Source organism: Pseudomonas sp. Z18(2022) (assembly GCF_036346535.1).
GTDB classification, from domain to species: Bacteria; Pseudomonadota; Gammaproteobacteria; order Pseudomonadales; family Pseudomonadaceae; genus Aquipseudomonas; species Aquipseudomonas yamanorum_A.
Map to the genome: position 1 here is coordinate 710,860 of NZ_JAOTOA010000001.1, position 12,699 is coordinate 723,558.

12 protein-coding genes are annotated in these 12,699 nt (G+C 55.4%); 3 read left to right on the top strand and 9 right to left on the bottom strand.

Features of this window, described 5'->3' with window-relative positions; translation table 11 throughout:
- Positions 1 to 24: 24 nt before the first annotated feature.
- Both kdpA and kdpF read right to left on the bottom strand, forming a co-directional pair.
- Positions 25 to 1,722, bottom strand: a complete 1,698-nt coding sequence (gene kdpA, locus V3W39_RS03315; RefSeq protein WP_177120571.1) for a potassium-transporting ATPase subunit KdpA — start codon at positions 1,720 to 1,722, stop codon at positions 25 to 27.
- A 9-nt stretch (positions 1,723 to 1,731) separates the two neighbouring features.
- Positions 1,732 to 1,821, bottom strand: coding sequence for a K(+)-transporting ATPase subunit F (gene kdpF, locus V3W39_RS03320; RefSeq protein WP_003218754.1), 90 nt, complete (start codon positions 1,819 to 1,821; stop codon positions 1,732 to 1,734).
- A 344-nt stretch (positions 1,822 to 2,165) separates the two neighbouring features.
- Between kdpF and eat the strand changes: the two genes are divergently transcribed.
- The 3 genes from eat (at position 2,166) to V3W39_RS03335 (ending at position 4,487) form a co-directional block, all read left to right on the top strand.
- Positions 2,166 to 3,530, top strand: a complete 1,365-nt coding sequence (gene eat / locus V3W39_RS03325) for an ethanolamine permease (RefSeq protein ID WP_076017313.1) — start codon at positions 2,166 to 2,168, stop codon at positions 3,528 to 3,530.
- A 110-nt stretch (positions 3,531 to 3,640) separates the two neighbouring features.
- A complete protein-coding gene (locus V3W39_RS03330; RefSeq protein WP_177045515.1) occupies positions 3,641 to 3,808 on the top strand; it encodes a DUF2897 family protein in 168 nt (55 codons plus the stop codon).
- Positions 3,809 to 3,908: 100 nt separating this feature from the next.
- The gene (locus V3W39_RS03335) at positions 3,909 to 4,487 is read left to right on the top strand and encodes a TetR/AcrR family transcriptional regulator (protein ID WP_177113272.1); all 579 of its coding nucleotides are present in this window, start codon (positions 3,909 to 3,911) and stop codon (positions 4,485 to 4,487) included.
- Positions 4,488 to 4,514: 27 nt separating this feature from the next.
- On the opposite strand, the gene V3W39_RS03340 is transcribed toward V3W39_RS03335, so the two are convergent.
- The 7 genes from V3W39_RS03340 to V3W39_RS03370 form a co-directional block, all read right to left on the bottom strand.
- Positions 4,515 to 4,847 (bottom strand): ComEA family DNA-binding protein, encoded by a 333-nt coding sequence (locus V3W39_RS03340; protein ID WP_177120574.1) that lies wholly within the window; start codon positions 4,845 to 4,847, stop codon positions 4,515 to 4,517.
- 386 nt (positions 4,848 to 5,233) lie between these two features.
- Positions 5,234 to 6,511, bottom strand: a complete 1,278-nt coding sequence (locus V3W39_RS03345; protein WP_177075622.1) for an O-antigen ligase family protein — start codon at positions 6,509 to 6,511, stop codon at positions 5,234 to 5,236.
- Between the two features lie 317 nt (positions 6,512 to 6,828).
- Positions 6,829 to 8,823: a polysaccharide biosynthesis protein gene (locus V3W39_RS03350; RefSeq protein ID WP_177120665.1), complete on the bottom strand. Its 1,995-nt coding sequence runs from the start codon at positions 8,821 to 8,823 to the stop codon at positions 6,829 to 6,831.
- A gap of 164 nt (positions 8,824 to 8,987) precedes the next feature.
- Positions 8,988 to 10,166 carry a DegT/DnrJ/EryC1/StrS family aminotransferase gene (locus V3W39_RS03355; RefSeq protein WP_177045523.1) on the bottom strand — a complete coding sequence of 393 codons (1,179 nt, stop codon included), beginning with the start codon at positions 10,164 to 10,166 and terminating at the stop codon, positions 8,988 to 8,990.
- Between the two features lie 99 nt (positions 10,167 to 10,265).
- Positions 10,266 to 10,892 carry an acetyltransferase gene (locus V3W39_RS03360; RefSeq protein ID WP_177045525.1) on the bottom strand — a complete coding sequence of 209 codons (627 nt, stop codon included), beginning with the start codon at positions 10,890 to 10,892 and terminating at the stop codon, positions 10,266 to 10,268.
- Positions 10,889 to 11,485 carry a sugar transferase gene (locus tag V3W39_RS03365; RefSeq protein ID WP_177045527.1) on the bottom strand — a complete coding sequence of 199 codons (597 nt, stop codon included), beginning with the start codon at positions 11,483 to 11,485 and terminating at the stop codon, positions 10,889 to 10,891. Before V3W39_RS03365 ends, V3W39_RS03360 begins: the two co-directional genes overlap by 4 nt.
- Positions 11,482 to 12,699, bottom strand: coding sequence for a glycosyltransferase family 4 protein (locus V3W39_RS03370; protein ID WP_177045529.1), 1,218 nt, complete (start codon positions 12,697 to 12,699; stop codon positions 11,482 to 11,484). Before V3W39_RS03370 ends, V3W39_RS03365 begins: the two co-directional genes overlap by 4 nt.

Consider the following 12,699-nt stretch of genomic DNA (forward strand, 5'->3'; position numbering starts at 1 on the left):
TTTCATATCCCCTAGGCTCTTCATTTAAAAAGCAGCCATGCTCAAATGTTCAGCGATAGGCCCAAGTGCCAGCGTCGGCAGGAAGGTCAGGCCGCCCACCAGCAAAATGGTCACGGTCAACAGGGTCACGAACAGCGGGCCGTGGGTCGGGAAGCTGTTCTGGCCAATCGGCGCGGTCTTCTTCATCGCCAGGCTGCCGGCCAACGCCAGAACCGGGAGGATGTAGCCGAAGCGGCCGAGCAACATCGACAGGCTCAACATCAGGTTGTGGAACGCGGTGTTGGCACTGAAGCCGCCGAACGCCGAACCGTTGTTGGCACTGGCCGAGGTGTAGGCGTACAGCAACTGGCTGAAGCCGTGGGGCCCAGGGTTACTGATGGCGCCGGCCGGGCCAGGCAGGCTGGCGGCGATGGCGCCGAGTACCAGGGTGCCCACCGGCATCACCAGCAAGGTCACCACCAGCAATTGCACTTCCCGGGCCTGGAGTTTCTTGCCGAGGTATTCCGGCGTGCGACCAATCATCAGGCCGGCGAGGAACACCGCGATCAACACGTTGAGCAACATGCCGTACATGCCGGCACCGACGCCGCCGAAGATCACTTCGCCGACCATCATGTTGACCAGCGACACCATCCCGCTCAGGGGGTTGAGGCTGTCCTGCATGCCGTTGACCGAACCGTTGGACGCGGCGGTGGTAGCCACCGACCACAGCACGGTGCCGGTGGTGCCGAAGCGCGCTTCTTTACCTTCCTGCGGCGCGGCCTGTTCCACCGCCGGGTTGTTCAGCGCAGGGTTGGGCTGATACTCGGCCCACATCGCGGTTGCACCGCCGATGATGAACAAGGCCAGCATGCAACCGAGAATCGCCCGGCTCTGACGCAGGTCTTTCACGTAGTGGCCAAAGGTGAACACCAACGCCACCGGAATCAGGATGATCGCGCCCAGCTCAAACAGGTTGGCCCAGGCAGTCGGGTCCTCGAACGGATGCGCCGAGTTGACGCCGAAGAAGCCACCGCCGTTGGTGCCCAATTGCTTGATCGCAATCTGGCTGGCGGCCGGCCCCAGTGGAATCACCTGGTCAACGCCTTGCATGGTCACGGCGTTAACGTAGTGAGCGAAGGTTTGTGGCACGCCCTGCCATACCAGGAACAACGCAAACACCAGGCACAACGGCAACAGGCCGTAGAGGGTGGCGCGGGTCATGTCGACCCAGAAGTTGCCCAGGGTCTTGGTGGATTTGCGACCGATCCCACGGCACAACGCGACCAGTACGGCGAGGCCGGTGGCAGCGCTGACGAAGTTCTGCACGGTGAGGCCGGCCATCTGACTGAGGTAGCTCAGGGACGCTTCACCGCTGTAGTTCTGCCAGTTGGTGTTGGTCATGAAACTGATGGCGGTGTTGAACGCCAGGGTCCATTCCTGGCCCGGCAACTTCTGCGGGTTCAGCGGCAGGTATTCCTGGAACACCAGGATGGCGAAAAGCAGAACGAAACCGGCAAGGTTGAACGCCAGCAAGGCCAGCGCGTACTTCTGCCAGCTCTGCTCCTGGTCGGCATCGACACCCGAAAGGCGATAGCAAACGCGCTCGACCGGGCCGAACACCGGCGTGAGCCAGGTTCGCTGCCCTTCCATTACCTTGTAGTAGAACCGCCCCAGGGCCGGTGCCGGAATCAGCACCAAGGCAAAGAAGGCGATGATCAGCCAATAGTCATAACTGTGCATAGCCTGCTCCTAGTTCCGATCCGCGCGTAACAGCGCAACCAGCAGATAAATGAACAGCGCCACAGCCAACAGCAGTGACACCCCGTCCAGAACGCTCATGGAAGTTTCTCCGTCGTGCGGCGACTGCCGCGTGTAGGAGGATTGTCCGCAGGAGTGGCGTAAAGGAACGAGAGCGACGGTATGGGTGGGGCGTAAAGACGGCGTAAAGAGTGGGTTTATGCGGGGTTTACAGGGGCTGTGCACTTCAAATGTGGGAGCCGGGCTTGCCCGCGATGGCGTCAGACCAGACACCCACGCCCTCATCTGGTGCAGCGCTTGAAATGATTCAAACGCCAAACCGTTCCCTCGGCGACAGTTCGGCGCCTTTACGACACGGCATGGGTTAATGGCATGCCCGCTGCAATGCCCTGAAACATTCCAAACCGTTCAGGGAGAGCTACACGATGAACACACAACTCAAACCCACCTTGGGCACCCTGCATTTATGGGGCATCGCCGTCGGCCTGGTAATTTCCGGAGAATATTTTGGCTGGAGCTACGGCTGGGGCGTGGCAGGAACGCTGGGCTTCCTGGTGACCTCATTGATGGTCGCCGCCATGTACACCTGCTTTATATTCAGTTTCACCGAACTGACCACCGCCATTCCCCACGCTGGCGGCCCGTTTGCCTACAGCCGCCGGGCGTTTGGCGAGAAAGGCGGTCTGATCGCCGGACTGGCGACGCTGATTGAATTCGTCTTCGCCCCGCCCGCCATCGCACTGGCCATTGGCGCGTACTTGAATGTGCAGTTTCCGGCCCTTGATCCGAAACACGCGGCAGTCGGCGCCTACATTGTATTCATGGGCCTGAACATCCTCGGCGTGAAACTGGCCGCGACCTTTGAACTGGTGGTGTGCGTGCTCGCCGTCGCCGAGTTGCTGGTGTTCATGGGCGTGGTCGCCCCTGCGTTCAGCTTCAGCAACTTTGCCCTCAATGGCTGGGCCGGCTCCGACACCTTCGGCGCGCCGGCGATTGCCGGGATGTTTGCGGCGATTCCATTTGCCATCTGGTTCTTCCTCGCCATCGAAGGCGCCGCCATGGCCGCCGAAGAAGCGAAAGATCCCAAGCGCACCATTCCAAAGGCCTACATCAGCGGCATCCTGACCCTGGTGGTTCTGGCGATGGGCGTGATGTTCTTCGCCGGCGGCGTCGGTGACTGGCGCACGCTGTCGAACATCAACGATCCCCTGCCCCAGGCGATGAAAACCGTGGTCGGCGACAGCTCGGGCTGGCTGCACATGCTGGTGTGGATCGGCCTGTTCGGCCTGGTGGCCAGCTTCCACGGGATCATCCTGGGTTACTCGCGCCAATTCTTCGCCCTGGCGCGCGCGGGTTACCTGCCCTCCTTCCTCGCCAAACTGTCGCGCTTTCAGACACCGCACCGGGCGATCATCGCCGGTGGCATCGTCGGTATCGCTGCTATCTATAGCGACGGGCTGATCAACCTGGGCGGTATGACCTTGACCGCGGCAATGATCACCATGGCGGTGTTCGGCGCCATCGTCATGTACATCATGAGCATGCTCAGCCTGTTCAAGCTACGCAAGACCGAACCGTTGCTGGAACGCACCTTCCGTGCACCGGGCTATCCAATCGTGCCGGGGATTGCGCTGGTACTGGCCGTGGTGTGCCTGGTGGCAATGGCGTGGTTCAACGCGCTGATCGGGCTGATCTTCCTGGGCTTCATGGTGGTGGGTTTTGTGTACTTCCAACTGACCGCACAAGACCGCGCCGATGCGCCGGCGGACGCGATGCTGACCGGGCTATAAGGTTACCGGGGCAGAACGGGCCTACAATGAACTACTAAGAAAGCCCGTTACTCAAAGCAGCTATTACCGTGGGAAATTTCCCCGCGGTTTGCTGCCTCAAGGAGAGCCCTATGCCGTGGTATGCCTGGTTGATTTTAGTGGTCGCGATCGGCTCGATCGTCGGTGGTTTGCTGATGCTGCGAGACAGCGCCAACAAGGTTGAATTGACCGACGAACAACGCCGACGCGTGGCCGAGCGCAATGCCCAAGCGGACGCCAAGGATGCGCAGGATCGCTGAGCCTGAGGCGGCTCTACCGAGGAGCCGCACAATTTTGTAAACACCCGCCTATGCCCAGGCAAGCTTGGTTAATATGGCCTGATGTTTCGGAGGCCTCCCCATGCGCTATTCACAAGATCACAAAGCTCAAACCCACCAGCGCATCATCAAGGAGGCCTCTGTACGCTTTCGCCGCGACGGCATTGGCGCGACCGGCCTCCAGCCGCTGATGAAAGCGCTTAACCTGACCCATGGCGGGTTTTATGCGCACTTCAAGTCCAAGGACGAGTTGGTAGAAAAGGCACTGCAGGCCGCAGCTGCAGAGTTGGATGTGCATTGCGAAATGCTGTTCAGCCAGGAGCGGCCGCTGGAGGCGTTCATCGACAGCTATCTGTCTGAATGGCACCAGACCTCGCCGGATCAAGGCTGCCCGCTGACGACGATGTCATCGGAGATGGGGTTGCGTGGGCAGAACAGCCGCACCACGGATGAAGTCCTCAATGCTCGACTCAAGCAGGTTGAAACGGCGCTTGGCAACCCGAATGCCGGGGAGCAGAGCCTGGTGCTGATGTCGACGCTGGTGGGGGCGTTGGTGTTGGCGAGAAGTGTCGAGAGTGCCGAATTGGCGACACGGATTCTCGATGTGGTGAGGGGGAGCTTGAAAGCAGAACTCGCTGAACAGAAGAAAGCCGGTCAATGACCGGCCTCCTCGCCTGCTTTCAGATCCTCAATTCACCTCAAGCCGGGCGCGGTTCTTTTCCAGCAATGCCTTGCCGATTCCTTTTACTTCCAGTAACTCATCTATCGCCGTGAACGGCCCGTTGGTTTCGCGGTAGGCGATGATGGCCTTGGCTTTGGCGGCGCCGATGCCGAACAGGTCGCGGCGCAGGGTTTCGGCGTCTGCGGAGTTGAGGCTGACTTTGGAGGTTTGTTCGGCCTTGGTCATTTGGGTGGTGATGGGGGCTGGGGTTTCAGGTTTGATGGAGGGTGCGGCGGTGGTGGCCAGGGAAATGCTGGTAAGGAAAGCAAAGACGAGGGATGAGAAAGTAGCTTTACGCATTGGTGACGCTCCATGACATCGATAAGGGAAAAGCAGCTTTTCCGAAGCTGCTTTTTAAACTTAGGCGATGTTTGGAGAGAGTCAAAAATGGGTGAGTTACAGGGTGTGAGCTGAATGAGCGGTCCTTGAGCCCGGCAGCGAGAGCGCCGGCCCGCCTGCCCCACTACGCTCTCACACGCTCTTGCGGGCCTGCTCGCCAGGACGATCCAACGCAAACGCCGAAACGTGTTCCTGTACCCTTCCCCCTGATAATCCGGCGCCCTAGCACTGGAGCAATCGCTTCGCGCCTCATCGGTAGCGTTACGAACCGCGGCTGCCGTGACCTGCTCACTGAGTTTCAACCGTTCAATGTGTACTGCGCAGGCCTCACCAAATGCAGAGCCGCTTTAGAGCCGCCTTAAGTTAAACGCATGCGCACTATAGAAACCTAGAATAAATAAAAATATAGGTCCCGTAGACGGCGAAGAAAGTCCGTCCTGAAACAGATTGAATACGGTAACGAATGGGAAAATTATGGCGACCATCGCAATATAAAATCTCTTTTGATAATCGTCACTTTGCGGATTCTTGAAAAACGGCCTGATGATGCTCCACAGGAACAAAATATAGAAGAACCCTGCGAGCCCACCCATTTTCCATATAGCCCCAAGATATTGATTATGTGGCGTATAGCCTGACGTGCCTACATCATTGTTGAAATAACCAAGTTCGGAGTCAAACAGTCCATACCCACTGAACCCAGTACCAAATATTGGGCTTTTCATCAAATCCTCAGCCAGAATCACATACAACCCAAGCCGGCCGGAAGATACACCATCCCAGTTCCCTGAATAGATATTGTTTGCCATGATCACGATTTTGGCAAAGAGCTCCACAAAGTAATCCGAGAAAAACGAAATAATAACGGCGGACGCAATGAAAGAGGACAGAATGTATAAAACAACCATAGCCAGTCGTTTAAACGTCATTCGTCCGGCAAAAAAACAACACAGACAACTTATGATCACCCCAAAGGCGGCTTGCCTGGAACCGCTGCCCAAGACCAGAATCAAACTGCACAACATACCGACATAGGCGATCAGCCTGACGTTTCTCGGTGGCTTCATCATTACCCCTAGCGACAGGCAGACCATGAAGGAAAATGAGAAAAACACGGCGATGCCGTTTATGCCGTTACTACCGTGAAACTTGAGACCGAGAAAAGTCGGAGCAAATACGCCGCCATAAATGAATTCCCCTGGAACCCGTTCAAACTCAGCAAATATTGCCACACTCCCCTTTATGAAAATCGCATCCAGGGTTGCTGCCAACGCCGTCGCGGACAGCAGGTAAATGAGCGTCTTATTGAATTTTTCCGGCTGAAAGTCTCCCGCCGCGATACTTCTTCCGAGCAAGTAAATCAGGTAAGGTTTGAAGAAAAAACCCAGGGATAGAAGCGCTCTTGCGATATTTCCCGGCTGGAAAAACAACTGTACATAGATCAGCGAAACCAGTGATAGCACAATGCTTATGAGCAGCCATTTATTTATTTTCTGATGAACCAAAAACACATACGGCAGTGCAAACAGGCATAAGACGTCAGCAGGAGCGATTTCAACGCCAAGAGCCGGAACAAATATACGCAATGGAATGCATAATAAGATGGCTGAAAAAAACAGAAGCATCTTTTACGGTCCTTGCAGTTGATACTGACAAAAAAAGAAAGAAACTGTACGCGACGGCCGCATAAATGTCCATTTGGTATCCAGCATGCTCTCAATATCGGAGAGCACACTTCGTTTTTGACGTGCGGCAGACTTTCAGGGCTATTGAGGCAGTGGATTTGCAGATCGCTTGCCCTGCGCCAAGAAGCGGAAGTGCACTACCAATGGGTCACAAATAGCCAATTGGCGCACCCTCCCATTCTCTCAGCAACTTTCCGCGCTTCAATTTCAGCTGCTACGGGAGATCAGCTAAAAATAAATACCTGCACGGCGTGATCTCAAGGATCGAGGCGGCGCTGCTGGTAAATCCAGTCAACGATTTCACCGTCCGGGGAATAGCCGCTGACCGTTTCGCGCAGCAGTTGGCGCACACGCGTGTAGTCATCCTGTTCGACGGCGCTGAGCAGCTCCGTTAAACGGGCCTTCAAGACGTCCCAAGGCAAGTAGTCCTCATTGGCACTCATAATCATGGGGTGCGGAGTCGTGACTACGTTGTCGCCGATCAGCAATTCTTCATAGAGCTTTTCGCCAGGACGCAACCCCGTGAACTCAATGGAGATGTCACCTTGAAGATTTTTATCAGAACGAATACTCAAACCGGAAAGATGCACCATCTTCTCTGCCAGCTCGACGATTTTCACCGGCTCGCCCATATCCAGAACAAATACGTCACCGCCCTGCCCCATGGAACCCGCCTGGATAACCAATTGAGCGGCTTCAGGGATACTCATGAAATACCGGGTAATCTTGGGGTGTGTAACCGTCAGCGGGCCACCAGATTTTATTTGCTTGTGGAACAACGGGATCACCGATCCGGATGAACCCAGCACGTTGCCGAACCGCACCATGGTAAAGCGGGTCTTGTTCACACGGGAAACATTGGACGTTTCACCGAAAAGCACCGGAGCTATCTCACTGCTGAGCGCCTGCAGCGTCATTTCTGCGAGACGCTTGGTGCTTCCCATAACATTGGTCGGACGCACCGCCTTATCAGTAGAAATCAGCACGAAGTTCGCCACGTTGGCGCGTAAAGAGGCTTGTGCGGCGCTCAACGTGCCCATCACATTATTCAGTACGCCTTCAGCAATATTATGTTCGACCATCGGTACATGCTTGTAGGCCGCCGCATGGTAGACCGTGTTCACGCGCCAGGTTTTCATGACGTCAAAGAGCTTTTCCTGATTGCGGACAGAGCCCAGGATTGGCAATAACTTAACTGAAAGCGACTCACGTACGATTCGCTGCTCAAGCTCTTGCAGGATGCTGTAGAGATTGAACTCGCTATGCTCATACAACAGCAGTGTCGTGGGTTGTAGCGTGAGAATCTGCCGGCAAAGCTCAGATCCGATTGAACCGCCCGCCCCGGTTATAAGAACCGACTGCTCCTTAATGCAATGTTCAAGCAGCTCATCCTGAGGGGGGACAGAGTCGCGGCCTAACAAGTCAGCAATATCAACTTCCTGGATATCGTCAACTTTCACTCGCCCGCTGGCCAAATCCATAAAACCGGGCACGCTTTGCACATGGAGCGCGAAGCCCTCCAGAAAGGTCAATATCTCCCGGCGACGCCCGCGATTGGCAGACGGAATGGCGAGAAGAATCTGCTGGGCACCGGTTACATCAACCATCTGCTGGATATGCTTTGGCTTATAGACATGCAAGCCTGAAATCACACGATCGGCAATGCTGCTGTCATCATCAATAAAGGCGACAGGACGCAACAGCCTCCCCATGCGCAACGCAGCAACCAACTGATTACCGGCTGCCCCTGCACCATAAATGGCCACCTTCGGTAGTCCATCATCCCGGTTGGTAAAAGGAACATGTTGCGCAGCCGTAAACCAGTCTCCCAGGAAATACTGGCGCATCGCGAGGCGTAGCCCCCCGATCATGACCATGCTCAACCACCAGTAATTGAAGATGACCGAGCGTGGAACAAACATTTGATGGTTGCCGCTCCAGTAAACAACCAGCGCGAGAAACAACGATGACAGGCTGACGGCCTTGATAATTGCGATCAGCGCATCGTTTCCAAAATAGCGCATGACTGCACGGTACATACCAAACCGTACAAACAGCGGAATCGCAATGACCGTGGCGCTCAGGAATAACCATAGGTATTCAGTGAAAGGATTGATCAGCTCATCAATCCCCAGACGGACGACAAAGGCCATCCAAAGGGCAAACCAGACAAGAAAAACGTCGGTCACTACCTGGAAGGCACGTTTCTGCCGCCGCGTTAAACCCAGTAATAAGGTTCTCAACTTATCCATAACGCCTTGAAACACCTCTGTTACTCCTAAAGTACATCCGCCACCACCATGAATGATTCCAAGGGACCTCATCCCATGATGATGGAAAACTCCATTTGACCGGCCCGCAGCTCAAGTCCTTCTGCGTTGCAAACAAAGACGGGCATTCCTGACTGTCTAACTGATTACTCTTCGGTAGCCAACTGCATAACGGTCTTGAGCACCGAGCATGTCTTGTCAATTTCAAGCTGCGTCAACGTTGGGTGCACGAGAAACATCACACTTGTTTCGCCGAGTTCTCGTGCTACCGGCAACCGGCTCGCCGGACGCCAGCCAGTATTGTCAAACGCCTTCTCAAGATAGACCTCAGAGCAGGAACCGGAAAATACCGGAACGTCCCGTGCCGAAATCTCCGCCAGAATACGATCGCGATCCCATCCGGCCTTGAGCGCCTGAGGCTCAACAAACACGTAGCACTTATACGCCGCGTGAACACTGTCCTCAGGCATGACTGGCACACGTAAACCTTTGAGTTGGCTGGCGCACTCCCAGATCTGCCCGGCATTCGCTAGCCGACTGGCCTGCCAATCGGTCATGCGCTTGAGTTGAATCCGGCCGATCACGGCCTGAACCTCAAGCATTCTCCAGTTCGTACCGAAGCTTTCGTGCAACCAGCGAAAACCTGGGGGATGGTTGCGTTCGTAGACTGCTTCCCAGCTTTTGCCATGATCCTTGAACGACCACATGTCCGACCACAACTTGCGATCGTTGGTTGTGACCATTCCGCCCTCGCCGCCTGTGGTCATGATCTTGTCCTGACAAAAGGACCAGGCAGAGATGTGGCCAATTGACCCCACCGAGCGCCCCTTGTAACGAGCGCCATGGGCCTGGGCACAATCTTCGATCACTTTAAGGTCGAATTCCTCGGCCAGGGACATGATCGGATCCATATCGCAAGGCCAGCCAGCCAAATGCACACAAATTACGGCCCGGGTGCGAGGCGTCAGCACAGCGCGGATAGTCTGCGCGCTGAAGTTTTGCGAATCGCGATCCACGTCGGCGAAAACCGGAACAGCCCCGGCATTCACAATGCTCGAGACGGAAGCAAGAAACGTGCGTGAGGTGACAATCACTTCATCGCCAGCACCGATACCCAAGGCCTTCAAGGCAAGGTCCAGGGCAACCGTTCCGTTGGCCAGTCCGATGGCGTATTCGGTGCCCGCCCATGCAGCGAACTCCTTTTCAAACTCACGCCCCTGTGTACCGGTCCAGTAGTTGACCTTATTGGACAGAATCACATCACGTACGGCATCAGCCTCCTCTTCACTAAAAGAAGGCCAAGGAGAAAATGGTGAATTCAACACAACCAGTACCCGTCAGTTTTCATTCGAAAATATGAAAGACTCGTCAACACGAGCCCCGTTGCAATTCGCTCAATACGCTGTTCACGCGGCGACGATATTTCAAGAACCGTCAAACAACCTGGCCGGCACTCCGGCGACCGTAACCTTGTCTGGCACATCTCTGACAACTACGGCACCCGCGCCAACCATGACCTGTGAACCGATGTTCACAAGTTGTCGCACGCAGGCACCTATGCCAATCCAGCTCAAATCCTGCACGCAGACGCCGCCTGCAAGCCGGGCGCCGGGGCTGATGTGCACACACGATCCCAATAGACAATCGTGGTCGACGCTGCTGCCCGTATTGAGAATAGCGCCACTGCCTACTCTGGCATCGGCATTTACCACAGCGCCAGCAAAAACCACCGATCCTTCACCAAGCGTGGCATACCGGCTGACGGTTGAATCCGGATGGCGCAGCGTAACCAGCGCAGCGCCTGCCGCCTTGAGCTGGTCCAGTTTTGCCTGGCGTACCCGATTATTGCCGATCGCCACCAGCACTCCGTCATATTCATCCACAGCCGCCAACAGTCTCTCAGTGTTGCCTACGACGTTCCAGGCACCATTTCGAAGCAACCCGGGCCAGGCATCATCAAAGAACTCAATGGTGTCCCAACCACAGCATTCGGCTGTATCCGCGACGACTTTGCCATGGCCGCTAGCACCCAGCACCGCGAGGCGGCTCATGACTTGGAGCCTGTGAACTTCGATGCTGTCGCTTCGCCTTCGGCACTGATACCGTCACGTACCAGAACTTTCTTGATCGTCAGGAAAATCACCTTCATATCCAGCCAAAAAGACTGATTATCGACATACCAGGTGTCCAGCTTGAACTTTTCTTCCCATTCAATTGCATTCCGCCCGTTGATCTGTGCCCAGCCGCTGACGCCAGGGCGCACCTCATGGCGACGATATTGTTCGGCGCTGTAGAGAGGCAGGTATTCCATCAGCAACGGTCGTGGGCCCACCAGGCTCATATCGCCCTTGACCACATTCCACAGCTCGGGCAGTTCATCCAAGCTGCTGGATCGCAGAAAACTGCCAAAGGCTGTCATGCGCTGGGAATCAGGTAAAGGCTCACCGTTTGCATCATGAGCATCTCGCATCGTACGGAACTTGATCATTTCGAACGGCTTGCCATTACGACCTGGACGAACCTGACGAAACAGAACAGGAGATCCCAATTTCTTGCGAATGTTCCAGGCAATTACTGCTATGACCGGAGAAAGCAGAATTAGTCCAAGTAATGACGCAAATAAATCAAAACCACGCTTGATCATCTGGCAACACCCTCCAGCCAATCCACAAACCGATCAGCCAACTTACGTCGGTCAAACTCTCTGACCGCCAATTCTCTGCCTCGTGCGCCCTTGGCCCGCAGCTCGTCACGATCATCTGCCGCCTGTATCAACGCATCTGCGAAAAGAGCAGCATCATCAGGAGGTACGACAAAACCGCAGTTTTCCGTGGAAATCATCTCGGCGAGCCAGCCTGGATAGTTATTTAAAACAGGCAACCCCGAAGCGATATAGTCGAAAAACTTGTTAGGCGACGTTCCGTAGTAAAAGGCCGGTACGTTTGCCAATATTTGCAGCCCCAGATCCGCGCTGGCCATCAAACCGGACAATCGGGCTTTGTTCACCGGGTCATGAAATATCACATTGTCCAGCTGTTCTTCCGTTGCACGCTTCTGAAGCGCGGGCTTGAGCTTGCCCTGCCCGATCAAAACCAGCCGGATATCATCGCGCTTTCGCAGTTTCAGCTCTCGAGCCGCATCGAGCACCGCGTCCAGCTTGTTGGCCACCCCATGCGTACCCGCAAAGACCGCTACCAGATGACTTTTATCCACTCCAGCCGGCAACCATGGCTCAGCAGGCGTGTTGAAAATATCCAGGTCACAACCGTTTGGGATCATTTCGATCCGATCACGCGCCACACCGCGGTGCGCAATGCCATCCACAATACCCGGCGACAACCCAATGACCCGGTGAGCCGAGCGATAGCTTGCCCACTCAAGAAAAGACATGGCGGCAAGGATTACCGGATTACGAATGACACCCATCGCTTTCGGCAGCTCGGGCCAGAGGTCCCGCACCTCGAATATAAACGGCTTATTGCGAAACCACCGGGCGAATATCCCGGGTATACCGGCTGTCAAAGGCGTCGTGGTCGCAAAAACCAGGTCGTAACGCTCGGTTAGTGCAATACCGATACTGCGCACTGCAAACTTCAAAAAGCTGAGCGCTCGAACGAACAGGCCATCGCTGTTGGAGTACGCCAAGTCAAATTCGATGATCTCAATACCGTCGACGGTACCTTTGCGTTTTCCACCAACGAAAGAGCTTTCCAGCCCCGTTTGGCCACCACCATAGCTGCCACAGACCATCGTCACCTGGTGACCCCTGGCAACCAGGCGGCGGGCCATCTCATAGGACCGGATACCAGTTGCTCCTTTCGGAGTTGAAAAATGCTGATGAAAATAAAGGACTTTCAT